The organism is Chitinophaga sp., from assembly GCF_035538455.1.
Classification (GTDB): domain Bacteria; phylum Bacteroidota; class Bacteroidia; order Chitinophagales; family Chitinophagaceae; genus Chitinophaga.
In genome coordinates this window covers 1-26329 of sequence record NZ_DATLKJ010000121.1, presented here as the reverse complement: position 1 = coordinate 26329, position 26329 = coordinate 1, and the positions used below count along the sequence as shown (strand labels likewise).

Below are 26329 nucleotides of genomic sequence, written 5' to 3'. Positions count from 1 at the left end.
AACGAGGCAGCCCTCTGCTGCTTAACCCAGTTTTATTATGGAATAGGACATAAATATCCCGCGCGGAGACGGGGACTCCGCCAGATATCTGATTACTTAACAGATCCCTGATGACCGATTCATCAGGGGATCAACATATAAAGTTCCGGCTATCTTCCTCTTTTAGCTACAGTAAGAGGAAATAGAAATAAGAAGTGCTCAAGAGCAGATTTGCCAAATGACTTTCCTTACTATAACAATCTGAAAAGGGAAAACAATTAGTATATATTAAAAAAAAGTGCAAAACCGTTTTTGCGTTATTTAAGCTGAAGGCCGTTCCATATTTTTTTCAGGGCGAGCGTCATCTGTACATTCACTGTGGCTTTTGAGATACCAAGTTGTAGCGCTACTTCCTCATAGCTGTGACCTTTTTCCTTAACAAGCGTAAAGATTTCCCGGCAGCGTGGCGGCAGTGAGTTAATGGCTTTCCGGATGATCTGTACCTGTTCTTTGCTGATCATCATTTCTTCCGGAGTAATGCCTGTGTTGTGCTTTATGTGTGCTTCCCACTGATTCCGGCCGGTGGTTCGCCGGCCGCTTTTTTTCAGGTAATTGAGTGCGGTGTTTTTAACGGCCTTGAAGAGATAGGGTTTGAAGTCGTCGCAGTCGGGCAATGCATCGCGTTGTTGCCAGACCTTCAGGAAAACATCTGACACGATTTCTTCCGCTTCAGCTGCATTGCTCACGATGCCGGAGGCAAAGTAATGGAGGGACGTTGCGTATTCGCGCATCAGTTGTCTGAAGGACACAGGGTCTTTTGATTGCAGGAATATCCTGTAATTAGATTGCTCTTTGCTCATGTCATCCAATATTATAGTGCCTGGGTCACCCTTTCATAAAAGGTGATATTGCTCTCAGGATAGTAAACACAAAAAAAAGTATGCTCTCAGAAAATATTATCGTCTATAACTCCTTGTTATAAAACGATTTAGCTTTAGTGCCCCTGTTGTTGGCCTTTAGTGCGTCTCGGGTAAACGAACGATCATTTATTATGCCAGTTTGTATACAGTGTCTTTCTACTGAAAGAAAGATTGAAGATAATAGATTTTTCAAAAAAGATGAATGGTAATCATGTCATCCTTCATAGTCATCGCCATAGTTATTCAAATCGCCCGCTATGTTAATGTTTGGTTATTGGTTGTCCATTTCTCCGGCGGGTTTTTATCTTTTCTATATATTTAATTCAAGTAAAAATTTATAATTTTAGCTGGTGAAATTATAAATGGGGAGCTTTGGTGTTTAGCAACAATGAGAGTAAATGAGCGCGTCGTAACTGTCCGTATAAACGTCAACGTTAGTTCCGGTAGATTTTTGTCAACGTAAATGTTTCCAGGGGAGAAGAGCTGATCCCCTTTTAAGTGATTCAGTCAACCAAAATCGGGTATTAAACCAGTACCAATTTGAGCGAGCACGCAGCGCATAGTTACCCTGAAGGGGAAGTAAAAGAATTATGCAACCTTACGAGCCAGGGAGATGAACATGCCTTCACGAGGCTGGTGGATATTCATTGGAACAGGGTGTATAGTCATGCATTAGCCTATACAAAATCTACACAACGTGCCCAGGAGATTACCCAGGATGTCTTTCTTAAAATATGGAAAAAGCGGCTGATTTTGGCAGAAGTGGACGATTTTAAGAGCTTCCTGTTCATTCTCAGTCGTAACCAGGTTATTTCTGCCATGCGCAAAAAGTTACGGGAGCTGTCTGCAGAAGATCCCGGAGAGATCATGGAAGAGGTGATGCAACCGGATATGCAGGTACAGTTCAAGGAAGTATATGAGATTGTATTGAAGGGCATAGAGCAACTGCCACCTGTGCGCCGGAAGGTTTTCAAAATGAGCCGCCTGGACGGGCTTAGCTATGAAGAAATTGCCCAGACACTGAATATATCCCGTAATACCGTTAAAGAGCACATTGTGTTGGGATTGAATTTTCTCCGGACTTATGTTCATACCCATTCAGACCAGATGCTGACCCTTACCGTCTTAGGAGCCATTGTTCTCTGCTCCGGAGAAAAATAAAAAAAAATTGAGGAGACACCCACCCTCTCTTTTCATGAATGGCGTCTTTATATCAGAAGCAGGTATACTGTAATATCCGGTTATGAAAAACAGGATGTCCTCAACCATGACACCATGAATGAAGTGTTATTGAAAGAACTGCTTGATCAGTACCTTACGGGCACTATTTCGGAGAGCGGCAAGGAGCAGCTGGCGGAAGCGCTGGCCCGTCCGGAGTATGAGGATATGGTGTCATCCCAGTTGAAGCAAAGCTTCATGGATAATGTTTTTGAGGGGGAAGAAGATCCTGTACTGAAAGCCTCCATTCATGACTATCTGCAGCAACAGATACGGCAAAACAGGCCCCAGGCGAAAGTATCCAGTATCCGCTACTGGTGGGCTGCAGCAGCAGCCGTCGTTGCGATGTTACTGGTTGCCTCTTTCTATATTCTACAGGTGCAGGAACATCGTCTTGTTGCCGGTAAAAAGATACAGACAAAATTCAGGAATGATGTGAATCCCGGATCATACGGCGCGGTGCTGACCCTTGCCAACGGCACTACCGTTATACTTGACAGCGCACATAACGGCACTCTGCCACAGCAGGGAGATGCCAGCGTCACCAAGTCGGGCAACAGCCTGCAATACAATGTTGCTACTGGTGATGGCGCTGTTGTGTATAATACTATGACAACCCCGAGAGGCAGACAATACAACCTTATGCTGGCTGATGGTTCCAGGGTCTGGCTGAATGCGGGCAGCAGTATCACTTTCCCCACCGCATTTACGGGTAACAACAGAACTGTGAAAATGACGGGTGAGGTTTATTTTGAAATAGCCCCTGACGTATCCAAACCATTCCGTGTAACTGTAAACGGCACTGAAGTAAAAGTATTAGGCACACACTTTAATATAAATTCCTACGATGATGAATCAACAATGAAAACAACCTTGCTGGAAGGAGCCGTAACGGTGGTGAAGAACGACAAAAGCCTGGTAATGGCGCCCGGGCAGCAATTGCAGATGAACAATGCAGGTGGAATGAACCTCGTTACAGACATTGATACCGATGAGGTTATAGCGTGGAAAAATGGATTCTTCAGCTTCCATAATGCCGATATTCCTGCTGTAATGCGACAACTGGCCCGCTGGTATAACGTAGATGTGGAGTACCGCGGTGATATTCCCAAAAGAGAATTTGAAGGTTCCATAGACCGGTCGCTTACCCTGGCCAGGGTGTTGGCAATACTGGAAAGTATGAAAGTACATTTCAGCATTGAAGAAGACAAACGGATCGTTATCCTTCCTTAAGCAACAAAAATTATTAACAACCAAAATCGCGAGTAACCAACGTCACACAATAATCACAATGCTTTATCAAAGCAAAAGCCGCTTTGTGTACCAGACAAAGCGGCCGTATGCCTGGACAAATCCACGATTTACTGATCCGGTGCTAACCGGAAGTGTTCTATTCAATCATTATTTATCCAAACAATTCCAAAAGTATGAAATTAAAGAATTGTGGTAGGCAATTGCTTATCCCGCAAATGCTAAGAGTTATGAAGCTGACTTTCCCCTTATTAACAATTGCACTATTACAGATAAGTGCAAAGGGCCTTACACAAACCGTTACCTATACCGGACGGAATGTTACACTGAAAACTGTACTCGCAGCCATTAAAAACCAGACAGGATACGCTTTCTTTTATGACAAGGCAGATATTGCAAGAATGAAACCTGTAACGGTAGGGCTGAAGAACACATCTCTGAAAGACGCGCTGGAGGAGATTTTCAGGGACCAACCGTTATCGTTTGCTATTGAAGGTAAAACTATCGTGGTAATGGCGAAACCTGCGTCAGCCTCTGTAGTAGCTCCCCTGGCCGAGATTCACGGCCGCATCCTGAATGAGAAAGGCGAACCGTTACCAGGAGTATCCGTACAGGTGAAAGGTACCAATAAGGGTACCGTTACGAACGCCAACGGAGAATACTCCCTCAGTGCTAAAAAAGGCGATGTACTGATATTCTCTATTCTGGGTTACCAGGTAAAGTACGTTACTGTTGGCGATAACAATGATGTTTCTGTATCCATGGCGCAGAGCTCCACAGAGATCAGCGAGGTAGTGGTGACTGCATTGGGCATCCAGCGTAACCGCAAAAGCCTCTCTTATTCCACACAATCAGTGAGCAATGCGGAAATCACAAGGGTAAAAGATCCTAACCCTTTTAACAGCCTTACGGGTAAAGTGGCTGGTCTGCAGATCAACAGAAGTTCCTCCGGTGTAGGGGGCTCTGTACGTATCACTATCAGGGGTAATAAATCGACACGTAATAACCAGCCGCTCTATGTGATCGATGGGGCGCCTGTTACCAACACAGAGGGCTCCGGTTCTGAAGATGCCTTTGGCGGCGCTGTAGACAGGGGGGATGTACTGAGTACCATCAACCCTGATGATATTGAAAGCATCAACGTATTGAAAGGAGCTTCAGCGTCTGCATTGTACGGTAGCCAGGGTAGTAACGGCGTGGTGCTGATCACTACCAAAAAAGGGAAGGCCGGTAATACCCGCATCGACATCTCCAGCGATTTCACTATCGACCGGGCAGCCTACAAACCCGACCTACAGTATACCTACGGCCAATCGTCAGATGGCGCTATGGAGAGCTGGGGCGCCAAAGGTAACTTTGCTGATCCTGTAAAAGACTTTTTCAAAACGGGCAGAACATGGATTAACTCTGTGAGCCTGAGTGGCGGTAATGAGAAAATACAGAACTATTTCTCGTATTCAAATACTGATAACCATGGTATTCTTCCTACTACTACTTTCAAACAGCATACACTGACTTATCGCCAAACCTCCAAATTCTTCGACAATAAGTTATCGTTGGATGGTAACATTATGTACAGTAACCAAAGCATACATAACAGACCTGCGGGCGGTATCTATTACAATGCGTTGACTGGTCTTTATCTCTTCCCCCGTGGTCTCGATTTCAACAAATACAAAACGTTCGAGTACATGTCGCCCAAGCGCAACATGATGATGCAGGACTGGTGGAACCTCAACTACGATGCAGAAATGAAAGGACAGGACAACCAGCAGAATCCTTACTGGATACTGAACCGCAATCCCAATGATCAGAAAAGACAGAACCTGATCACCTCTCTGACACTCGCTTACCCGGTTACAGACTGGCTGAAAGTGCAGGCCAGAGGAACACTGAACAAGCTGTGGGATAAGTTCAACCGGAATTCCTATGCGGGCACGCAATCTACGCTCTCCGGCGATAATGGCCGTTATCAGCGTGAGGAGCTGGAAGGGACTGCATTGTACGGCGATCTCCTGTTTATCGGTGATACAAAGCTCTCCAATGATCTGGGCCTGAACTTCACAGTGGGCGGCTCTATCAATGATTTCAAGCAGAACGGCTGGGTGCTGGATGCGAAGAACCTCGTTGTTCCGAATGTATTCCAGCTGGGCAATCTCTCTCAGACAGTGCCTGTAAGCAACCTGGAAGAGAACGCACAACGCTGGCAGCGCCAGTCGGTATTTGCCACTACCAACCTGGGGTATAAAGAGAAATTGTTCCTGGACCTTACTGCAAGAAATGACTGGTCTTCCACGCTGGCCTTCACACCAAGTTCGGGTAAAGGATATTTTTACTGGTCAGCAGGTCTGAGTGCGGTAATATCTGATATGATTAAGATGCCCGCAGCTATCAACTATGGTAAGGTGAGAGTGTCTTATGCCGAGGTAGGTAATGACATTAAAAACTTCTCGACCTATCCGCTCAATAAACTGGCCAACGGTAATCTGACGGCACCTACCAGCGGACCTTTACGGGGCGCTCTGAAACCTGAGCTGAACAGGTCATACGAAGTGGGTACGGAATGGAGATTTCTGGACAATCGCCTGAACTTTGATTTTACCTGGTATAAGTCTAATGTGCTGAATCAATATGTGGAAATTGATGTACCACTAGGATTCCTTACTTCTAAAGCGTATTTGAATGCTGGTAATATCCAGAATAAGGGTATGGAAATATCTTTAGGCTATGATGTGATCCGTAGCAGGAACTTCAGCTGGAATACGGCGCTCAACTATACACACAATAAGAATACAGTACTGGAGCTGGCTCCCGGCTTGAGCGATGTGTATAAAGGTTTGGGAGGAAGCTATTATGTACTGAGGCTGGGCGGCTCTTTCGGTGATCTGTGGGGTAAGACATTCCTGCGTGACGACGCGGGTAATATGGTAGTAGACGCCGCTACAGGAAGGCCGCAGGGTGGTTCTGACGGATACCTTGGTAACACCAATCCTGATTTTATGCTGGGCTGGAACAACACCATCAAAATAAAAAACCTCACGATCGGATTGCTGGTGGATGGCCGTTTCGGTGGGCAGGTGATCAGTCTTACACAGGGTTATCTTAACAGCTTTGGTGTGAGCCGTGAAAGCGCTGATGCACGCGATGCGGGCGGCATAAACGTTACCGCGAGCAAAACCGGCGGTGGCGCCTGGTCCGGCAAGATACCGGCACAGGCCTACTACCAGGGTATCGGTGATCGTGGCGGTATCGACGAAGCGTTTGTATACAGTGCGACCAATATCAGGTTGCGCGAACTGTCATTGTCATACGCATTACCATTTAACCTGAAAAAGGTTAGGGATATACGTATCGGACTGATTGGACGCAACCTGTTTTTCATTAAAAGAGATGCACCCTATGATCCTGAGCTGAGCATGTCTACAGGTACCAACAAGGCAGAAGGCTTCGATGTGTTTGGTCTACCTGCTGTGCGTAGCTATGGTTTGAGCCTGAAATGTTCTTTCTGATCTGACGGGTGAATTGATCTTTTAATAACTACTAACAAATCTGTATATGAAATACAATAGAAAATATTTGTTTGCTGCTGTGTCAGGTGTTATGTTACTGGCATCATCCTGCACGAAGAGCTTTGAAGATTTAAATACCAGTCCTGTTGGTGTGACTGACGAGCAGGCTAACGCCGATTATGGCCTGGTGGCTGGTCAGCTGAGCCAGGCACAGCGGGCTATTATGTATGGCCCCAATGACGAATGGATCTACCAGTTACAGCAGAACCTTAACGGCGACATCTACAGCGGTTATATGAGTAGCCCTACACCTTTCCGTGGCAACTCCAATAATATTACCTATGACCTGGTAGACGGATGGAATGAATGGGTGATGAACCCATCTTATACCAATGTGATGAATCCGCTCTACCGCGCAGAAAACTACGCCAAACAGAAAGGAGATCAGTTCAAGGATGTAGTGGCGTTGTGCAAGGTAATTAGGGTAGAGGCCATGCATCGTGTCAGTGATGTTTTTGGACCGATTGTGTACACAAAGTATAATGTGGCCAATGCAGAAGGCGGTGTGGATTATGACAGTCAGCAGGATGTCTACAGTGCGTTCTTCAAGGATCTTGATGAAGCGGTTGCATTGCTCAAAACACTGACGACGGCATCGCCTTCTATTGTGATGAAGAAAGGTGACCTGGCTTATGCAGGCGATTATAAAAAGTGGCTGAAATTCGCCAATACCCTGCGTTTGCGTCTGGCCCTCCGTATCTCTAAAGTAGATGCTGCCAAAGCCAAAGCCGAAGGGGAGAAAGCACTGGATCCCGCTAATGGTGGTGTTATTTCTGACAACAGCGAGAGTTTTCTCATTGATCTGGTAGTGAGAAATTCCATCAATACTATCAATAACGACTGGCATGATATAAATATGGGCGCACCGATGGAATCCATTATGGGCGGTTATAATGATCCGCGCCTGCCCAAATATTTTGTGCCTGCCACCGATGCTGCCGTGACCGGGCAGTTTAAAGGTATCCGCCAGGGAATAAATATAGATGCGAAGAGCCGGTATGAAAATTATTCCAGGCTGGTGACCTTCCCTGCCAAAGTGCAGCTGCTGTCGGCTGCGGAGGCCTGGTTCCTCAAAGCGGAAGCAGCGCTGAAAGGCTGGGCTAATGCCGGAGATGTGCAGACTAACTACGAAGCTGGTATAGACCACTCGTTCCAGCAATATGGTCTGGACGCTGCGACATATAAGAACGATGCGGTCAGCCTGCCTAAGCCATACATCGATCCTAATCGGTAAAGGCGGGAGAGAACAACGTCACCACCGGTATCAGCACTATCACCATCAAATGGAATAATGGAGACGCTGATGCGCGTAAACTGGAAAGGATCATCACCCAAAAATGGATTGCGATGTATCCGGACGGAGAAGAAGCCTGGGCAGAATACAGGAGAACAGGCTATCCTGTATTGTTCCCGGTAGTGGTGAACCTCAGCGGCGGAAAGATCCCATCGGTACCTGGTGTAAGAAGATTACCCATTCCGCAGAAGGAATACCGTAATAACAAAGCCGCAGTGGATCGTGCTGTGTCTACACTGAACGGACCAGATAACGGCGGTACAAGATTATGGTGGGATAAGCCATAAATCCAGACGTGGATTCATACCAGGGGAAAATGACCGGATGGTATTTACCATCCGGTACTTTCTGATCTGATGCAGCGATAAAGAGAAGGCGCCATGTTTCTGTGTGGCATTCCATAAAAAAGTGGATACCTGATGGAGGTATCCACTTTTTTTGTTGACAGAGATGTGTCATGGACATTGTTGACCGCTTCCTGCGCTACAATCACTGGGGCGTCTGGTGTCTAATGTACAACGGATGCCGCTGATACCACCGGCAAGCATGTCTTGTTGTTCTGACCTTAATTCGGCAATTGTTTTTTTGTCGAGAATCATTTTCTTGTCGAGTGCAAGTTTTTTCTTTTTCATAATGTAGGATATTAAAGGTGATTGAATCCATTGAGGGATAGTTGTTGTCTAAGCTGGCTATGCACAAGCATTTACAGCATCAGCAGCATTCAAATAAGCATCGCAGGAAGTGGGCCCCGCCAGGCGATATTGTTGAGTTGCTGTCAACGGTAAAATTTATTTTTTGTCGAGGCGTAATTTTTTTCTCTCAGGGTTGCTCTTTTTACGCTTCATAAAATAGTGGGTTAAAGGCTAAACTATCGTATTATATCTGAAGAGTTGATTTGTGTTGAACCAGGTTGTTTCTACATGCCTATTAAAAATACAAAAACTTTTTCTCTTTATGGTGTAATGCCCGTCGAATAACTGCCCCGAAACAGGTATTTTCTTATTAAATGACAATTACATTGATGATGCACTGATAGGGATGAACTATTTTCGCAGTGGTATTAAAGCATACAGAACCATGTTTCCGAAAATGCGCGTATCCCTACTGTTATTATAATTTCTACGGAATAACAAGATAGGAGCCGGTATCAGCGTTGAGAAAAGTTGTCTATGATGTAGAAAAACAAGTGAACGGATATGCGGAGGTAAACCAGAAGGAGAGATCATTAATGTTAACAGTATTGCACTGATACGAACCTGAAAAGTATTAACCTGAGCGGACTGACGAGCATGAAGGAGTTTAAGTGGTAAACTGATCTTTTAACGGAATTTACTAAAGCGCTATGATCATAGCGCTTTTTTTATGTTGATATATCTGCCAGAATTAATCTACTGATTAAAGTTATTTTATATATTTACACGACTATTTTTTTGTCGTAATGAGCACTTCTCAGTTAAGAAGCCTGATACTATTGTCAGTGCTAATATTCCTATTACCTTTTATGACCTATGCGCAGGAAGGTATGCCAGCTACTGTTCGTCCATGTGGTACAGACAGATTGTTGGAGCAATGGAGAAAAAACGCCTCTTTCCTTGAAAGGGAACGGGCCATCAACCGGGCGCTGTTGCAGCAGCATTATATCAGGGTTCCAGGCGCTCCTGCTGTGGATCCTGCTGTTATTACACTGCCTGTAGTGGTGCATATCATCAATGAAAACATGAGCGCCTATACGGATCTCGATGTAGCCAATGCTATACAGGCGCTCAATGAGGCTTACAGTGCTTCCGGCGCTTTCACAGGTGGCCGCACGGATACGAAGATTCGTTTTTGTCTCGCTAAAACGGCTCCTGATGGCGGCCGTACTACCGGGATCATACGCACGTACTCGTATCTTTCAGATTTTGACGTGGACATGGAGGGTGGTGAAATCACCGCCATGGGCGCATGGGACAGAAGCCGGTATATCAACATATGGGTGGTGTCTACTATCAGGTCTGATTACATGCAGGATTTCAGTTGTGGCAAATGGAGCCGCCTCACAATGGGTGGATATGCCAGCGCAGGTGGCGACATTGTGGTGGGTGGTCTCGGAGTAGACCTGGTAGCGCATGAAATGGGACACTATCTTAGCCTTGCCCACACTTTCGCTGCGAGGGATTGTAAGAATGACGATTGCCTTACAGATGGAGACATGGTATGTGATACGCCGCCTGAGAAAACCATTACCGGTGGTTATGCCTGCAGTGTGCCACAGAACTCATGCAGCACTGATACCCTTTCCGGCTTTACAATAGATGTACCTGATCTGCCGGACAACTTTATGGACTATGGCCCGGGAACGGGTTGTATACTGGGTTTTACACTTGGACAGGCAGAAAGAATGCGCAACTTTATCACGGCTGCGTTGCCATTGATGCAGCCGACTATGGTTTGCAATGATCCATGCGGCGCTGCTGTGACAGCCTCTTTTACCCGTGATATTGCCTATCCCGTAGTTGGCGATGTGGTAACCTTCACAGCAGTCTCTGCTCCTGGTCAAACCCTCCAGTGGCTTGTGGATGGCGTACCTGCTGGTACCGGTACAACACTGGCGCTGACCGTTACCGATATAAAGACCTACCTGCTGGAGTTGCGTGTGACCGATAACGTGAGTGGCTGCCATGCATCCACTACAGATGCTATGCCCGTGAGTTGCGGGGTAGTTGCAAGGTTCTATCCGGACAAGCGGAAGATTGCTTCCAAAGAAGGTGTGGAAACGGATCATGTTATATTTACCAACCGCTCCCGCAATGCGACTTCCTGGAAATGGCTGATCAGCAACGACAAAGGCATGGCAGAACAGGTGGTGAGTACAGATGAGCAGCTGGATTATATTTTCAAAACGCCCGGTAATTACAAGGTTCGCCTGTATGCTACCGATGGTCACTGTGAAGACTATACAAACCCCGTTACTATAATAGTGGATGATCCTACTGCTGACGGATTGGTATATGTGTCATCGGTGGAGTGTTATCAGCAGGATAAATTAAGAGTAAAGATCTATTTTGAAAACAGGGGATACAAAACCATTCCCAAAGGTACGCCAGTATCTTTCTACGATGATGATCCCCGCGCCGGTAAAGGTCACCGGTTGGGGATTCCTTTTCTGCTGCCTGATGATCTTCCGGGGAAATGTGTATCTGTATTATACACTACTATCGTAGATGCTGCCCGTGCGAATATTGATACCCTGGTGACTGTCATGAATGACAATGGCAGCACTTTCCCGCTGGCATTGCCCAATACAGTCGTGGAAGAATTGAATTATGGTAATAACGTAAGCATAAAGAAGGGATTCAGGTTCCGTGTATCCCTGGCTCCCGGCGACTATACACTGACGCCGCAGGAGCAGTTGGTACTAAAACCGGTATCTGCTGGCGGCGCTATTGCTACTGCTACCTGGGAGAGTTCCCCTTACCTGGATTGTATTAATTGTATCAATGCTACGTTCACGGCGCCGTACCGCCTGGATACAGTTACCACTGTGAAAGTGCGCGCCTACTCAAAATACGCCTGCTTCAGCGACACGATGGCCACTATTCACATCCCGGTAGTAGACGATTATTCGGTGAAACTGAATAATGTAGATTGTTCCCGCGGCGACAGCCTGCATGTGGATTTCTCGCTTTGTAATGCCTATACGAAAGGAAACGTACCGGCTTCCCTGCAGGTGGACTTTTATGATCGTGCTCCCGGCGATCCCGCCGCAATAAAGCTTGGCAACAGTTTTATCACGCCTATGGCGACTTCAGGGGCATGTAGCAGTAATTACGGGCAATATATCCACAGCTCCGCCACTGGTAAAGTATTGGCCATTGTGAACAAAGACCGGTTGAAATATCCACCGGCAACAGGGTTGAATGAATCCGTTTATGATAATAATACCTATACCTGGGACTATATACCGCCGGTGTTGTCTGTCTTTCCCAAGGATACAACCGTTTTCCGCAAAGCGCCTTTTAATCTTTACTACGGTGTAACTGGATTTACTCCTGTATCGCTCCGATGGGATAACAGCGATGCCTATACGCTTAGTTGTTATACCTGTGCATCGCCGGTAGCGAAAATGCTCGACAGCAGTATGGTGGGTATACAAATGGCCAATCAGTATGGTTGCGTTTTGAAAGCAGAACAGTATGTACACATTTTTCCACCGGACATGACAGTGGCGTTACTGTCTGCAAATTGCTATGACAACGACCATATTCTCGTGAAGTTCCGGATATGTATGTCCAATGGTTACGATTCTGTTTTTCAGAAGATACCGGTATCATTTTATAACGGCGATCCGGCTGATCCAACAACCAGGCTGCTGCTTCCCCGTTATTATACTCCTGCTCCGGAAGCCGGTGACTGTCGTGAGTTTACTTATGTACTGAATGCACCTGGCACCAACAAAGTGACAGCGTTGGTAAATGAGAAGGAGGGATTTGTGTTTAACGAAACAAACTATAAAAACAACCGTAGCGATCTTGACTATGAGCCGTTTGCTGTGACGGCGGCGCCTGACTTAATCACATTGCCGCGACCCGCCAATGTAAAACTGCATACAACCGTGAGTGGGGGAATAGTCACCAGCTATCTGTGGGAGCCGCAATCGGGCTTATCCTGCACCGGCTGTGCTGATCCGGTGGCCGCTGCTACATCTTCCATGAAATACCGTGTAACGGTTGCCAATAATTACTATTGTACGGATACGGCGTATGTACAGATTAAAACATTTGTGGGGGCCGGGATTACCATGCCTAACGCCTTTTCTCCCAATGGTGATGGTCAAAATGACTACTTCTATGTAATCGGCAACCTGGACATTCAAAAGGTGAAGAACCTTTCCATATTTAACCGTGCAGGGAACAAAATATTTGAAGCGATCAATACACCCGCCAACGACCGCAGTTATGGATGGGACGGTACATTCAACGGGCAGTGGGCCGATATAGGAACATATGTTTACTTCGCTACTATTGAATTTACCGATGGCTCTGTGCAGATTATTAAAGGGACGGTAACGTTGATAAGGTAAAGACGCAATTCCTGATTGTTTGCATATAGTTAACCATTGACAATTTCTGTCGTATTATCTTTATATTCATAAGCGATTGACAATGGAAACAGATCAAATAATTATTTATCAGACTGAAGATGGAGAAACATCAATAGATGTTACAATTGATTATGATACCGTTTGGCTGTCCCAAAACCAAATGATAGAACTATTTCAAAGTACTAAACAAAATGTCAGTCTTCATATAAATAATATTTTTAATGAAGGTGAGCTTGAAAGGAAGGCAACTGTCAAGGATTACTTGACAGTTCAACAGGAAGGAAGAAGGAGGGTTAAGCGTAAAATTGAGCAATACTCGCTGGATGTTATTATATCAGTAGGGTACCGAGTTAAATCCAAGCGAGGCACGCAATTTCGTACCTGGGCAAATAAAATTCTGAAAGAATACCTGGTTAATGGTTATTCCCTTAATGAAAAACGGTTGCGTGAGCAAAGTCAGCAGTTCGAGACGCTGAAGCAAGCGGTGAAACTTATGGGAAATGTACTGGATAAGCAGAATTTATCTTCTGATGAAGCAACGGGCCTGTTAAGGGTAATTACTGATTATACCTATGCGCTGGATACTTTGGATAAGTACGACCATCGTAACCTGACCATAGAAGCTACTCATGTAAAACAGGTATTTATTGCTACTTATGGAGATGCATTGAAGGCTATTCAGGGGCTAAGAGATAAGTTTGGCGGGAGTAAATTGTTCGGTAATGAGAAGGATGATTCTTTTAGAAGCTCCATTGCTACCATTTATCAATCTTTTAATGGACATGAACTATACCCCAGTATTGAAGAAAAGGCCGCGCACCTTTTGTATTTCGTTGTCAAGAATCATTCATTCTCTGACGGAAATAAACGGATTGCTGCTTTTCTCTTCGTATGGTTTCTTGAAAAAAATAATATCTTATACAGGACGGATGGAACTAAACGGATTGCAGATAATGCGCTTGTTGCACTTACGCTGATGATTGCAGAAAGCAATCCGGATGAAAAAGATATTATTGCACAGGTGGTAGTCAATCTTATTAACGACTATAACTAACATAAGGTCCTTAAAAGGATAAAGGCTTCGGTATTACCTGAAGCTTTTTTTATATCGTCGCAATGATGATCTGTTCTGCATTCCCGAGAGAAAAATCATCTGTTCTTCCTGCAAAACATCTCTCCGTTAAATTATTCCCTGATACAACTTTAGCGTTCTGCTTTTCAGACACAAAGATAAAAAGCAATGAAGCGTAGCAGACCGGCCTGATATAGCATGCACTTTCTGCTAAATATTTAGCGAGGGATTATTAATCTTCGGCGTTATTACGTATATTCAGGGTCAGCTGTCATGTATGAACAACATCTCCCGGCATAGCAATAGCAAAAAGACTCCAACCGTGGAGTATCCCAGGTTCTATCTATACATACGTATAGTGCAGGCTAAGCTGTTTATTGACAATAACTACGCTGAGGAGATCGATCTGGACAATATTTCTGACGAAGCCTATTTTTCCAAGTTTCATTTTATTCGTCTCTTTAAATCTATTTATGGAAAGACCCCCCATCAGTATTTGATATCAGTGAGAGTTGAAAAGGCTCAGCAATTGTTACGGAATGATAAAACTGTCTCCGAAGCCTGTTTTCTAGTAGGCTTTAAGAGCATAACCACCTTCAGCGGACTTTTCAAGAAGGTAGCAGGCGAATCACCTTCCTCTTACGCAGCGCGCCATAAAGAGGCCAAAGAGCAGGCCCGTAAGGCCCCTTTAACATTTGTTCCCGGATGTTACGCCTATCAGCACGGCTGGCTGGAAAATAGCAATTTTGAAGAAGGGAATATTTAAGTTGTTGTTGACCTTTGCTTCAACAACAACAGATGTACTATGATCACAAAAATGACCATCACCAATATTCACGTCATAAACCAGGATAGCGCTTATGATTTCTACGTGAATAAATTAGGATTCAAACTTGTGGATGATATCCCCATGGGCCCAGACGCACGTTGGCTAACCGTTTCTCCGCCAGAGCAGCCGGATTTACAACTGGTGCTTTTTCCGGTAAAAGTGAGCAAGATATTTCCGAAAGAAACCGCTGAAACCCTGATATCACTTATAAAGCAGGGTGTGTTTGGTTGCGGGGTACTTACCTGTAATGATGTTTTTGCTACCTACGAAGAGCTCAAAGCAAAAGGAGTGGAGTTTATCAAACCACCTACCAAAGAGTTTTATGGTACTGAGGCACTGTTCAAAGATGATTCCGGAAACTTTTTTTCATTACAACCCATCAACAATTTTGGCAAATGAAAACGATATTTGACAAAGCAGTCAGGAGTGAGTTAATCGAAAGGATTAACTCACTCGATGAACACTGCAAAGCGAACTGGGGTAAAATGAATGTGTATCAGATGGCAAAGCATTGTACGATCTGGAATGACTGGGTATTTGGTAAAAACAACCCCACATACAAACGGGATTTACTGGGAAGGATATTCGGGAGTATGGCTTTGAAAAGTAATACAAAGGATGACCGGCCGATGCTGAAGAATATGCCTACGGGGAAAGCCTTTACTGTGAAAGGCCAGGGCGATGTGGAAAAAGAGAAAAAGATCTGGGTTAGTCAGATAGACGAATATGAAAATTATTCAAATCCTGCATTCATTCATGACTTCTTTGGGAAAATGACATACGAACAGATTGGAATCCTGGCGTATAAACATTTTGATCATCATTTAAGACAATTTGGAGCGTAGATCAGGTGTGATGAGACCTTAGTCAGGCAGTATGAAATTTGGAATTATTTCCGATATTTTTGTGCCTGGCTCTGATCTTATGGAACGCTATCAGTACTTCAAACAATTTCACGACATCAGCATAGCAGACTATCATTTGCTGACGGACAACCTGAAGCCACGCTCATTCAAGAAAGGAGCGTTCATTACTGTACCGGGGCAGATCCAGCGGGAACTGTACTTCGTAAAAAACGGTGTACAGATGGCTTACTTCGACACCGATGATAAAACCTACGTTATTCATTTTAGCTACTTTCCTAACTTATGTGCTATTGCTGAGTCCTTTTCATTTCAGGTACCTTCAAAATACTTTCTAACCTGTCTGACGGATAGTGAGCTGGAATACCTCAGCTATGAGGACCTGCAAAGGTTGGTTGACCAATCCCAGCAAATAGAAAGACTCTTCAGGCGGATGACGGAAGCTATGTTGGCCGGCATGATAGATCTGCATATCGACCTGCGTGCCATGACGATAGAAGAAAGGTACAGAACATTTTGCCGAAAAAGCCCGCAGCTGCTGCACCTGGTGCCACACAAATATATTGCATCTTACCTGGGAATAGATCCTACGAACTTTAGTAAGCTGTTCAATCATGTGAAATTCTGATCTTGGTGCAGACCAAGAAATGTTTGCTTATTGCTCGTGAACTTTGCAACTAAGCAAACCAGAAAACTATGACCACTATACCAAGTCAGGGACACTATGTAAATGTCAACGGATTGAGCATGTATTATGAAGTGTATGGAGACGGAAAACCGCTTATTCTTCTGCCCGGAGCGGTATCCGGTATCTGTACTGCATTCGGTAGCTTAATTCCGCTGCTGGCAACTGACAGAAAGGTTATTGCGCTTGAATTTCAGGGCTATGGCCACACCGCTGATATTCCTGATCGTCCGCTTTCTTATGAGCAGTTTGCAGATGACGTTATTGCGTTACTGAGTATTTTGAACATAAAACACGCTGACTTTTTCGGTTATAGTACCGGCGCAGGCGTTGCATTGCAGATAGCCATGCGTCAGCCTGCCCTGGTCAGTAAGCTTATCCTGGCTTCTGTTACTTACACAAGCCGCGGACGGCACCCGGATCTCAGCAAACTGGAAACACTGCTTACTGTTGACGGATTGAAAGGTACTCCTTATGAAGCGGAATATCTCCGTACTGCTCCGCGACCGCAGGATTGGGCTATGCATCTTGCCAAGGTAACCACCTTCAACCAGCAATTACAAGACTGGCCGGCTGATGACATTCAGCGCATTAAAGTGCCTGTGCTGATTATTGCAGGAGACGCAGATATTGTTCAGCCGGGGCATGTGGTAGAATTGCATCGACTATTGGGTGGCGGTGGTATAGGTGAGTTGTCGATGTCCCCTTCACAGCTGGCCATATTACCCGGAACCATGCACACTGCATTAACTCAAAAGACAGATTTACTGATGGCTATGATTCCTGGTTTTCTTAACGCCAACACGCAGCAGTAATCTTTTTCTGTATAAGTTGTAACTTCAGAGAGAATATTGTCTTATGTTGTCATTTGCCAGTGAATATTATCATAATGCAGCATCCGGAGACACGATACGATTTTTTCAGGATGGAAATGAACATGGGATGGAATGGAAAGGTGCAGGATGGGAAAAGCTCGGAACCTGGAACGTAACTCACACTTACGGGAAAACTTTTCTCGAGTTCACGTACAATTATGCGCGTGAGGAACGATATATCTTTACCTCATTGGAATCGCAATCAGGTAAGGTTGTGGCTTTCCGGCTGGAAGACTCGCTGAATCGCAGCTGGGATTTTCGAGCAATACGCTAAACGTTCCCCTTTCTGCATTTAATTAAAAAGAGTGGATAGTTTTCGGCTACTTCCGTGATTTCAAATAATCCGGCCTGATCGAACTCTGTGTGGATAGATTTCCTATCGTAGAAAAACATCTTCACTCCGCCGAACATTTCGTAACGGTCCTTGCTGATAAACTCGCCTGTGCCATAAATATGCGCCTCTCTCGAGATGGCGGTAAAAACCATATAGCCATTTTCTGTTAATTGATTATAGCAGTCGCGAATTAGTTTTGCTCTTTCATCACTATCCAGTAAATGAATCAGCGCATAACAGAATATGCCGTTATAACTGTTATTGTCAAATGGCATACCGGTTACAGAACCATGATGAATAATCATGTCTGTGCCATAATGTTTTTGTGCCATTTCGATAGCTGTTTTTGATATCTCAATTCCGGTTACTGTTATTCCACTATCTCTGAAAATCTGCGCATTCCGGCCATAGCCAATTCCGGGGATGAGCATATTCTTTACCGCTTTTTCAACAAAGAGGTCCTTTGTTAATACGGCTGAGTTAGAAGGCTCAAACCCCCACATCTCCTGCTTTTCAGTGAAAGCAGCTTCCCAGAATTCTGGTTTCCCGGTATCATTCTTCATAATGGGTGTTTAAAAATTGTAACGAAACTTAAATGCGGACAACTCCTGTTTTGTATAGCTTCAGCGCTTGCTGAATAATTGATTTTATTCTTTTGACTGGCAGGTCTTTTTCCGGATCGAGCAACATTATTTTCATCCTGGAACGTTTTTCCTGTATCAGGAAAGATTGTTCGAAGTATTTTCCCTCCACAATGCCAATATAGGGCTGTTGATGTTTTTTATGTGTCCATAAATAACAGAACATCTTTCCTTTGTAACAGAAAAATGGCATCCCGTATTTCAATTCGTGTGTGATGTCTTTATCTGTAGATAATATGATTTCCTGCAAGGCAAAAAATATTGACTTGATGGGTTCGTCTTGACGGAGATAGAAATTGTCTAATGCTTTCATGACGCTTTCACTGGTACAAATATATCTACTTCTGTATTTTCCGGGTCCTTCTTGTATATGATTTCTCAATACCGAGTTTCTTTACACCTTCTACCTACTGTAACGAAATCAACGGCCTTTGTTGCCATTGTAATAAACTTTGTCAATACCAATGTTACCAATGCCATTGAGCTGTGTACCTACGCCTGTCCATCCACTGAGAAGAAGATGATGTGACGATGTCATTAGAGATTGCCGGCCTGGAGTCACTTGCGAGGAACACAGCAAAGAATAACATTTAAGTAAAACTGTAACTATATCTTTGCGCCCGCAAGGTAATTTGTAATGGATAGAGACATTTTAAATGATGCCGCCTTATGGCAACAGGTAAAGCACGGTGATACGGCATCGTTTACGTGTTTGTTTGAACGGTATTGGGATGAGATGTTTTCGATGGCCTACCGCAGGCTGGCTGATGAGGCGACAGCCAAAGATTTTGTACAGAACATTTTTATTCACGCCTGGGAAAACAGGCAACAGATTACTGTTGAAGATAAGTTGAGCCCTTATTTATTTACTGCTTTAAAATATAGTGTTATCCGCCACATCTACCGGGAGGCCAAACAAGGCACCACGGATCTACCGTTATCTGTTTATAGCCTGCCTGACGAAACGGAACAGAAAAAGAAGGATCATGACGAATTTGACAGATTAAGGGAAAAAGTTCAATCAGAAATTGCCTCCATGCCCGATAAAATGCGGGAAGTCTTTATTCTCAGTTATGAAAAGGAACTATCCATCAGAGAGATAGCATTACGCCTGTCTATTTCAGAGCAGACAGTCAAAAACCAGGTACACAACGCCCTTAAAAGGCTTCGCTACCGCCTGCAAAGCCACGTGATTTTCCTGCCTTTTGTCCTGTAATCAAGCCCTCTTTCAGGAATTCACAATTCGGTAACATTGGAATTATAGTACTACAGCCCCCAACCGGTATGTAGATAACAGGAGGACTGTTATATGATGAAACGACATAACCGGTTAAAATTACTTCGGCAGTATTTATTGGGAAGGACAAATGAAGATCAGCGCAGACTTGTTGATGACTGGTATCATTCGGTAGACGACAGGAAGCCTATTGAGCTTTGGCAGGAAGAGGGGAAAAGGAGTTCCGTCAAGGGGAGCATTCAATTGCAGATCCTGGAACGGATAAATAACAATGATATTGGCTGGAAAGTGGTGTCCATGCGGAGCCGGTTAACGGCCGCCGCCTGTATTGCCGTGTTAGTGATTGGTTCTTCCTGGTTTTTCCTGGCTAACCGCTTCAGAGAACCTAACAGGTATTTTACGATAACAGCTCCTTTGGGAAAAGTGAAACAAATACTGTTGCCCGACAGTACACTGGTATGGATGAAATCCGGTACTATGCTGCAATACAGTTCTCAATACGGAAAAGAAGCCAGGCGCATTGAATTGGCAGGAGAAGCATTTTTTGAGGTGCAAAAGGATGGTTCCAGACCTTTTATTGTGAAGACAGGAGACCTGGAAACCAAAGTGCTGGGGACTGCCTTCAACATACAGGCATATGGTGATCAGCCGTCGATACAGGTATGGGTGCAATACGGGCGGGTACAGGTAAGCGATAGTGCGGAGGTAATAACGGAGCTTTCAAAAGGGAAAAGATTACAATGGGAGCGGACTAGCAGGCATGCCCATATCGACAGCCTGGATTGGAAGCAGGCGCTGGTCTGGCGGAAAGGGGTGTTGCTGCTGGAGTCTGCTACATTTTCAGAAGTGGCTTTTGAGCTAAAAGAAATATATGGCGTAGCGCTGGTTACCTCCGATGCCGAAATCCGTGGGCTGCATTATGACGCTAAATTCTTTATACACAGGACTTCTGTAAATGACATTATTGCCTCCCTGGCAGCAGTTCATCATATACGGTATAGGATACAAGGAAAAACAATCACATTATATTAATAGCAAATCCCGCTGGTAACGGGATTTGCCAAACATTTTGGTAATGCCATTTTTTGACGAAAGCAACATTACCATCTAAAAAAAAGCAATCATAAAGGTATGGAAAAAAAAGAAAAAGGAGCATTGGCCTCAACCAAACTAAGGCTTGTGCTGATGCTGTATTGCCTGATGCTGGCGGCATCCGGATTAAAGGCACAGTCGCCGGGAACGGTAAAACTGTCTATTCGATTTGCAAATGTTACGTTGGATGTTGCCATGCAGCAGGTGAAGGAGGCCTGCCCGGTAAATATAGCGTATGATGCTGGTAAGTTACGGCTTGCGCAATGGCGTATCGCTCCGAAAGAGTTTAAGCAGGCAGGCTTATCTGAAATTCTGCAGTATTTATTGCAGAAAGCAAATGTCGGTTATAGAGAGGTGGCAGGGGGGATTGTATTATTTGAAAAGGAGAAAGCTGTTACCGTTCCAGCAAAGAAAGATAAAGGCCGCATTGTCGGTAAGGTCATAGACGAAGAAAATGGTGAGCCAGTGATCGGTGCTACTATCCGCATAGGTGAAGTGGGATCGGTTACAGATGATGCGGGTAATTTTTCATTACCGTTGTCTGAAGGACATTATACAGTTATGATCAGTTCCATGGGATATGGCGGCAAGGAAGTGAGTGGTATTGTCATCAATGAAAACGAAACGTTTACTTTAAATGCCACGCTTAAGAGGCAGAAAGGAAATCTGGCGATGGTGGTGGTGAAAACCTCTGCCAGAAAGGAAACCACTGCATCTCTGTACAGCCGCCAGCAAAACGAAGCTGGTATCTCCAATGGCATCAGCCGAGAGCAGATTGCTCAGTTACCGGATAAAAATATCGGAGAAACATTGAAACGTATTTCCGGCGTAAGTACAACAGACAACAGGCGGGTGGTAGTACGCGGTATTGCTGAGAGATATAATATCGCTATGATGGACGGAGCCGCCCTGCCAAGCACCGATGTACAGGTGCGCGACTTTGAATTTGACATCGTTCCCAGTAACCTGGTAGATAATGTTGTCGTATCTAAAACAGCCACACCTGACATGGGGTTTGGTTTTGGAGGGGGGATGGTGCAGATCAATACGATGGCCGTCGCCGATAACAATTTTACCACTATCAGTTTCGGTACCAAATACATCAATGGTAGTACAGGTAAAGAATTCATGGGTTACCAACGTGGGAAGAATGATTATTTGGGTTTTGATGACGGTGATAGAAATCATTTTCCCAAAGAGCTCCTCACATTTACGCAGGGTAATTATAACCCCCAAAAGCCATATGACCATATTCCGCCTCCAGGTGTTCAAAAAATCACTCCGGAAATGATCGCGGCACAAAACAAAAGGATAGGTGGTCTGGAAAGACTGGGGACGCGTACCTATAAAGCTGCTCCGGGGCAGAATTATCAGTTTAGCCTGGGACGTAGCTATGATCTGAAGAACAGCCGGATTGGATTAGTGGGATCACTAAGCTACCGCAACGAACAAGCGATAGATGATGTCTTACATTTTGAACGTGGCTCCTTCAGTAAGCAGGGTAACAATTTATATGATCCGGCAACGGGAGAGGAGATCAAGGAATCCAATGCTAAACAATACAATTTCACCACCAGCTGGGGAGCATTGTTAAATGCGGGATGGAAAGGCAGAAACCATCAAATCATTTCACGTAATTTCTATTCCAGGGTATTTGCCAACCAGTTTTTCCGTGTAACGGGATGGGGAGACGATCTGGGGTTTGGGGATAATCCTGCTATCCATGAATTCGACAGGCCCAAGTTTATTGACCTGTTACAGAATAAGGTAAGTGGGGAGCATAACTTTGGTCGTTTTAAGTTTGACTGGGGGGGGGCCCGCAACCAGGTGACCAACCATGAACAAGATGCCGTTGACGCCAGCCTGGGGCCAATTACAACGCTGAACGGTACTATTTACAACTATCTGCCAGGGGCCACCACGGCTAACCCAGGCCCGCTGAGCCGCTCTTCCTATAAGTATGTTGAAACCAACTGGATGGTTGATGCAGCGATGAGTTATAGGTTTAAGATCGGACAGTTGGCGCAGGTGTTCAAGGCCGGTTATCAGTACATGGATAAAAACGGGCGCTACGACTGGAGCGTTTTGCCAATCGGAGTGGTTGGGAACTTTAAGGATGCCTATAAACCGGTACAAGCGTGGAATATTGATTTTACTGACCCCTTGAGAAACATATATTATTATCCGGCTGCCTTCAACAATAAGCGTTACGAGGGAAAGAATAACAATCAGGCTGTGTATGTTATGATGGACAACCGTTTTACCAGCTGGCTCCGTTTGGTATGGGGCGTCCGGGCAGAGTATTACAAATATGAGAAGATAAAGGACGAGGCAGCAGATAAGGTTTCGCAGGCTAACCTGGATAATATGGATAAACAGCGCTATGTAGACCCCGAGACAGGCAACCTGGTGCATCAAACCCTCGATGCCCGTGCAGAGGATAAGAAATGGTTGTACTTGCCCTCAGGCAATCTCACCATTACACCGTTCTCTAACTTTAATATCAGGGCTTCTTTCGCCCAATCGGCCATCCGCCCCGCGTTGATAGAGAATTCCAGTTTCGCCCGTTTTAACTACCTCTATGGTCGTATACAGCGTAATACGGGTGTGGTTTCTACATTAATCACTCACTTTGATCTGCGGGCGGAGTGGTATCCTGCACCGGGAGAGGTAATCTCAGCAGGTTATTTTAGAAAGCATTTCAAAAACCCGGTGGAGATGTACCTGGATATTACTAATACCAGTGGCGCCGTCGATCTGCTGACCGCCAATTCCGACTACGCCAATGTAAACGGATGGGAAGTGGACCTGCGGAAGAGCCTGGGATTTATTTATAAAGGGGCGAAATTTCTGAACAACCTCTATTTCAGCGGAAACCTGACCTTACAAAACTCTGAGGTGCAGGCCAGTGGGTTACGTTATGAAACTATGGGATCAGGCGCTGATGTCAACGGTATAACTTATGCCTACCGCAGGAAAACGTACCTGAGAGAAAAACGTCCTTTATACGGACAAGTGCCTGTGCTATACAATATAGGCTTGCAGTATGCAGGAGAACGACTGGGAGCCAATATCGCCTTCAACCACTCGGGCTATAAAACCTTTACAGTAGGTCTGCAGCCTCATTATTCAGAAATGGAGCGGCCACGCGATCAGGTAGATGTCCAATTAAGCTACAAATTCCTGAGGGATAAGAAACTACAGGTAAGGTTGAATATCAGTAACCTCACCAATAGTCCATACCGCTTTTTTATTAACGGAAAGAATACCTATAGCATAAAACCGGGTACTGAAATCATGAATATGCAGGAATGGTCTGATGTATATGAATGGAAAAATGGTTTTTCCCAAAAGTATGAGGAAGGGTATTATGAAGACACCCCAGATGGAAAGGCAAAAGTTCGTGTAGGCGATGCCGATACTTTTATCCGTAAGATAGGTGCTTCGTTTAGTCTCGCCGTATCCTACAATTTTTAACAGCAATAAACAAACGACATGAAAATAAATAAAACAAGCTGGCTTTTGCCCGGCATAGCGACATTTTTGCTGGCGGCCTGTAATAAAGACAACGATAATTTTCTCTACCAGGAACATGTATTACCCATTACCATCAGGGGATATAATGCTACGCAAGAGCCGCTGACGGTTAAAGTAGATACGATTACTTTATCAACGGCGCTGGAGGCATCATTTGCAGAATCCGGAGCGTTCACTTTCAAAGGGGACCAGGATGTAGTTAAATTGAATATCAGTGAAAAAAATACAGGGAAACTGGTGTTGGAGAAGGAATATAAAAAGGGAGATGACGCAGCTGCTTTAAGTTTTCTGTACATGGATGGCAAAGTAAGCGATATGCCTGAAAAACCGGCCGTAGTGGCTGATAAGATCAGTCTTGTCTATATGTTCATGCCGAATGTTACCAATTACAGTGAACCGGTGGATATTGTAATCGGTAAATATTTCGTAACGCCAAAGGTATTTGAAGAAATTACCCGGATCAGGAATGTGAAGCCGAATGAATTTAGCCAGGCAACAACGATTTCCACATTCACGACAGGCAAGCAGGACTATAATGGCGTAATGACCTCGGTGTCTTTTCAGGTAAGGATATATAAAGCGGGTACCAATAAGCCTTATGTGGATGGTACAGCATACACCTGGAATGACATTTCAACGAGTGCCCCCAAACCTGTGTCCTCTGCCGCTTCTTCTAAACTCTATATCTTCTCGGAGTTTCCCAGCGGAAGTTCGATGAGATTTAATACCCGTTTGGATTACTAAAAAATTAAACAGATTATGTCAAATATAAGATTACTCAGATTGCTTGTCCTTTTGATGATGTTTACTGCTTGTAATAAGGATGAAGAACTGATGAAAGCAGTTAACGTTGAAGTATGGGGCTACAATGTTGGTGATGCCGAACTGGAAACATCGATAGATACCACCGTTTACCGCGATTTCACTACGCAGCCCAATAAACCTGTTATATTTAGCAGAGTATATACCTATCCTCCTGCTAAAAAAGAGGTATTGCTGAAGATGAAAGATAAAACATCAGGTAAGGATGTGTTCCAGCGGCAGCTAACCCTTGGCACCAGCGAACTGGAACTGTTTTTTCCTTTTGTACTTATTAACGGAAACGAACTGAAAATAGAACCGGCTACTGCCGACCCTGCCACCAATAAACTGAGTTTCTATATTCATTATCCACAAAGTAATGATGCATTAGATATATTTCTGAAGAACGGCGCGGGACAAATAGTGTACATCGCTCAAAACGTAAAATCAGGCACCTGGATACATGCCAGTTATCTACCGAAGGAAGGCTTTAAAGATAAAGACAAACAATATACGCTGTGCTTTACCAAAGCTGGTACTACAGATAGCTGGTATTTTGAAGACGGTGAGGGTAAAAGTATGATTGATGAACACAGTTTAATGTTCCCCAAAAACGAAGAAAAAGGACTGGTACGCGCCTACTTTGTTACACCTGGTGCTGCTCAGCTCGAAGTAGCACGTTTATTCAAAAGGCCGAAAACAAAATAGTCACTTCCTGATTATAAAAGGTTTTCGAGGTGTGTGGCGATATCGCTGCACACTTTTTTTATTGCCTGAAGACCGTGTGCTGTCAATTAGGTCTTAACTACTTATTTTTGTATAGTTATGGCCAAATTGACTGACATGGATAAGCTTATTGTGTGTAAAGAAGAACTTAATTTGTTCATTCAAGTAAAAGATAGCAAATCTGGAATTGCAACAATAAAATGGACACTCAGTTAAGCTGCAATATTTAATTTGATTAAGTTTCTTTCGAATTCCGCTGGGGACAAGTATCCCAGGGCAGAATGTAATCTTTTTCGGTTGTACCAGATTTCTATATATTCAAA

Annotated in this window: 23 protein-coding genes; 18 read left to right on the top strand and 5 right to left on the bottom strand. The window is 44.5% G+C overall.

Features of this window, described 5'->3' with window-relative positions; genetic code table 11:
* Positions 1–296: 296 nt before the first annotated feature.
* Positions 297–839 (bottom strand): RNA polymerase sigma-70 factor, encoded by a 543-nt coding sequence (locus tag VM802_RS14655; RefSeq protein WP_325531724.1) that lies wholly within the window; start codon positions 837–839, stop codon positions 297–299.
* Between the two features lie 600 nt (positions 840–1439).
* On the opposite strand from VM802_RS14655, the gene VM802_RS14650 reads away from it, so the two are divergent.
* The 5 genes from VM802_RS14650 to VM802_RS14630 all read left to right on the top strand — a co-directional run bounded on the left by VM802_RS14650 (position 1440) and on the right by VM802_RS14630 (position 8518).
* Complete coding sequence (locus tag VM802_RS14650) at positions 1440–2060, top strand: RNA polymerase sigma factor (protein WP_325531722.1); 621 nt, start codon at positions 1440–1442, stop codon at positions 2058–2060.
* A 114-nt stretch (positions 2061–2174) separates the two neighbouring features.
* Positions 2175–3350, top strand: coding sequence for a FecR family protein (locus VM802_RS14645; protein WP_325531720.1), 1176 nt, complete (start codon positions 2175–2177; stop codon positions 3348–3350).
* 248 nt (positions 3351–3598) lie between these two features.
* Positions 3599–6877, top strand: a complete 3279-nt coding sequence (locus tag VM802_RS14640) for a SusC/RagA family TonB-linked outer membrane protein (protein ID WP_325531718.1) — start codon at positions 3599–3601, stop codon at positions 6875–6877.
* Between the two features lie 46 nt (positions 6878–6923).
* Entirely contained in the window at positions 6924–8171 is a 1248-nt protein-coding gene (locus tag VM802_RS14635) for a SusD/RagB family nutrient-binding outer membrane lipoprotein (protein WP_325531716.1), read from the top strand.
* 29 nt (positions 8172–8200) lie between these two features.
* Positions 8201–8518 carry a SusD/RagB family nutrient-binding outer membrane lipoprotein gene (locus VM802_RS14630; RefSeq protein ID WP_325531761.1) on the top strand — a complete coding sequence of 106 codons (318 nt, stop codon included), beginning with the start codon at positions 8201–8203 and terminating at the stop codon, positions 8516–8518.
* 168 nt (positions 8519–8686) lie between these two features.
* On the opposite strand, the gene VM802_RS14625 is transcribed toward VM802_RS14630, so the two are convergent.
* On the bottom strand, positions 8687–8863 hold the full coding sequence (locus VM802_RS14625) for a class I lanthipeptide (protein WP_325531715.1): 177 nt from the start codon (positions 8861–8863) through the stop codon (positions 8687–8689).
* A gap of 869 nt (positions 8864–9732) precedes the next feature.
* Between VM802_RS14625 and VM802_RS14620 the strand changes: the two genes are divergently transcribed.
* From VM802_RS14620 to VM802_RS14585, 8 genes are all read left to right on the top strand, one after another.
* Entirely contained in the window at positions 9733–13293 is a 3561-nt protein-coding gene (locus tag VM802_RS14620; RefSeq protein ID WP_325531713.1) for a T9SS type B sorting domain-containing protein, read from the top strand.
* 82 nt (positions 13294–13375) lie between these two features.
* Positions 13376–14368: a virulence RhuM family protein/type II toxin-antitoxin system death-on-curing family toxin gene (locus tag VM802_RS14615; RefSeq protein WP_325531711.1), complete on the top strand. Its 993-nt coding sequence runs from the start codon at positions 13376–13378 to the stop codon at positions 14366–14368.
* A 295-nt stretch (positions 14369–14663) separates the two neighbouring features.
* Entirely contained in the window at positions 14664–15152 is a 489-nt protein-coding gene (locus VM802_RS14610) for an AraC family transcriptional regulator (protein WP_325531709.1), read from the top strand.
* 39 nt (positions 15153–15191) lie between these two features.
* The gene (locus VM802_RS14605; RefSeq protein ID WP_325531707.1) at positions 15192–15614 is read left to right on the top strand and encodes a VOC family protein; all 423 of its coding nucleotides are present in this window, start codon (positions 15192–15194) and stop codon (positions 15612–15614) included.
* Complete coding sequence (locus VM802_RS14600; protein WP_325531705.1) at positions 15611–16060, top strand: DUF1569 domain-containing protein; 450 nt, start codon at positions 15611–15613, stop codon at positions 16058–16060. Before VM802_RS14605 ends, VM802_RS14600 begins: the two co-directional genes overlap by 4 nt.
* Before the next feature lie 31 nt (positions 16061–16091).
* Entirely contained in the window at positions 16092–16706 is a 615-nt protein-coding gene (locus VM802_RS14595; RefSeq protein ID WP_325531703.1) for a Crp/Fnr family transcriptional regulator, read from the top strand.
* 68 nt (positions 16707–16774) lie between these two features.
* Positions 16775–17578 carry an alpha/beta fold hydrolase gene (locus tag VM802_RS14590; RefSeq protein ID WP_325531701.1) on the top strand — a complete coding sequence of 268 codons (804 nt, stop codon included), beginning with the start codon at positions 16775–16777 and terminating at the stop codon, positions 17576–17578.
* Between the two features lie 43 nt (positions 17579–17621).
* Entirely contained in the window at positions 17622–17912 is a 291-nt protein-coding gene (locus VM802_RS14585) for a hypothetical protein (RefSeq protein WP_325531699.1), read from the top strand.
* On the opposite strand, the gene VM802_RS14580 is transcribed toward VM802_RS14585, so the two are convergent.
* Entirely contained in the window at positions 17909–18535 is a 627-nt protein-coding gene (locus VM802_RS14580; protein ID WP_325531697.1) for a class I SAM-dependent methyltransferase, read from the bottom strand. The two genes, VM802_RS14585 and VM802_RS14580, sit on opposite strands and share 4 nt — an antisense overlap.
* Before the next feature lie 28 nt (positions 18536–18563).
* Positions 18564–18926 (bottom strand): DUF1801 domain-containing protein, encoded by a 363-nt coding sequence (locus tag VM802_RS14575; protein ID WP_325531695.1) that lies wholly within the window; start codon positions 18924–18926, stop codon positions 18564–18566.
* Between the two features lie 324 nt (positions 18927–19250).
* Between VM802_RS14575 and VM802_RS14570 the strand changes: the two genes are divergently transcribed.
* The 5 genes from VM802_RS14570 to VM802_RS14550 all read left to right on the top strand — a co-directional run bounded on the left by VM802_RS14570 (position 19251) and on the right by VM802_RS14550 (position 25988).
* Positions 19251–19829 (top strand): RNA polymerase sigma factor, encoded by a 579-nt coding sequence (locus tag VM802_RS14570; protein WP_325531693.1) that lies wholly within the window; start codon positions 19251–19253, stop codon positions 19827–19829.
* Between the two features lie 93 nt (positions 19830–19922).
* Positions 19923–20882, top strand: coding sequence for a FecR family protein (locus tag VM802_RS14565; RefSeq protein ID WP_325531691.1), 960 nt, complete (start codon positions 19923–19925; stop codon positions 20880–20882).
* A gap of 99 nt (positions 20883–20981) precedes the next feature.
* The gene (locus tag VM802_RS14560; RefSeq protein WP_325531689.1) at positions 20982–24419 is read left to right on the top strand and encodes a TonB-dependent receptor; all 3438 of its coding nucleotides are present in this window, start codon (positions 20982–20984) and stop codon (positions 24417–24419) included.
* Between the two features lie 18 nt (positions 24420–24437).
* Positions 24438–25223, top strand: coding sequence for a hypothetical protein (locus tag VM802_RS14555; protein ID WP_325531687.1), 786 nt, complete (start codon positions 24438–24440; stop codon positions 25221–25223).
* A 15-nt stretch (positions 25224–25238) separates the two neighbouring features.
* Positions 25239–25988 carry a hypothetical protein gene (locus VM802_RS14550; RefSeq protein WP_325531685.1) on the top strand — a complete coding sequence of 250 codons (750 nt, stop codon included), beginning with the start codon at positions 25239–25241 and terminating at the stop codon, positions 25986–25988.
* Between the two features lie 230 nt (positions 25989–26218).
* On the opposite strand, the gene VM802_RS14545 is transcribed toward VM802_RS14550, so the two are convergent.
* The coding region (locus tag VM802_RS14545; RefSeq protein WP_325531759.1) for an IS3 family transposase at positions 26219–26329 on the bottom strand (111 nt) is incomplete at its 5' end.

What these genes read in the sequence shown, in the direction of transcription:
- VM802_RS14655 (WP_325531724.1), bottom strand. Translation starts at nt 839, where the DNA reads ATGAGCAAAGAGCAATCTAATTACAGGATATTCCTGCAATCAAAAGAC.
- VM802_RS14645 (WP_325531720.1), top strand. Translation starts at nt 2,175, where the DNA reads ATGAATGAAGTGTTATTGAAAGAACTGCTTGATCAGTACCTTACGGGC.
- VM802_RS14640 (WP_325531718.1), top strand. Translation starts at nt 3,599, where the DNA reads ATGAAGCTGACTTTCCCCTTATTAACAATTGCACTATTACAGATAAGT.
- VM802_RS14635 (WP_325531716.1), top strand. Translation starts at nt 6,924, where the DNA reads ATGAAATACAATAGAAAATATTTGTTTGCTGCTGTGTCAGGTGTTATG.
- VM802_RS14625 (WP_325531715.1), bottom strand. Translation starts at nt 8,863, where the DNA reads ATGAAAAAGAAAAAACTTGCACTCGACAAGAAAATGATTCTCGACAAA.
- VM802_RS14620 (WP_325531713.1), top strand. Translation starts at nt 9,733, where the DNA reads ATGACCTATGCGCAGGAAGGTATGCCAGCTACTGTTCGTCCATGTGGT.
- VM802_RS14615 (WP_325531711.1), top strand. Translation starts at nt 13,376, where the DNA reads ATGGAAACAGATCAAATAATTATTTATCAGACTGAAGATGGAGAAACA.
- VM802_RS14610 (WP_325531709.1), top strand. Translation starts at nt 14,664, where the DNA reads ATGAACAACATCTCCCGGCATAGCAATAGCAAAAAGACTCCAACCGTG.
- VM802_RS14605 (WP_325531707.1), top strand. Translation starts at nt 15,192, where the DNA reads ATGATCACAAAAATGACCATCACCAATATTCACGTCATAAACCAGGAT.
- VM802_RS14600 (WP_325531705.1), top strand. Translation starts at nt 15,611, where the DNA reads ATGAAAACGATATTTGACAAAGCAGTCAGGAGTGAGTTAATCGAAAGG.
- VM802_RS14595 (WP_325531703.1), top strand. Translation starts at nt 16,092, where the DNA reads ATGAAATTTGGAATTATTTCCGATATTTTTGTGCCTGGCTCTGATCTT.
- VM802_RS14590 (WP_325531701.1), top strand. Translation starts at nt 16,775, where the DNA reads ATGACCACTATACCAAGTCAGGGACACTATGTAAATGTCAACGGATTG.
- VM802_RS14585 (WP_325531699.1), top strand. Translation starts at nt 17,622, where the DNA reads ATGTTGTCATTTGCCAGTGAATATTATCATAATGCAGCATCCGGAGAC.
- VM802_RS14580 (WP_325531697.1), bottom strand. Translation starts at nt 18,535, where the DNA reads ATGAAGAATGATACCGGGAAACCAGAATTCTGGGAAGCTGCTTTCACT.
- VM802_RS14575 (WP_325531695.1), bottom strand. Translation starts at nt 18,926, where the DNA reads ATGAAAGCATTAGACAATTTCTATCTCCGTCAAGACGAACCCATCAAG.
- VM802_RS14570 (WP_325531693.1), top strand. Translation starts at nt 19,251, where the DNA reads ATGGATAGAGACATTTTAAATGATGCCGCCTTATGGCAACAGGTAAAG.
- VM802_RS14565 (WP_325531691.1), top strand. Translation starts at nt 19,923, where the DNA reads ATGATGAAACGACATAACCGGTTAAAATTACTTCGGCAGTATTTATTG.
- VM802_RS14560 (WP_325531689.1), top strand. Translation starts at nt 20,982, where the DNA reads ATGGAAAAAAAAGAAAAAGGAGCATTGGCCTCAACCAAACTAAGGCTT.
- VM802_RS14555 (WP_325531687.1), top strand. Translation starts at nt 24,438, where the DNA reads ATGAAAATAAATAAAACAAGCTGGCTTTTGCCCGGCATAGCGACATTT.
- VM802_RS14550 (WP_325531685.1), top strand. Translation starts at nt 25,239, where the DNA reads ATGTCAAATATAAGATTACTCAGATTGCTTGTCCTTTTGATGATGTTT.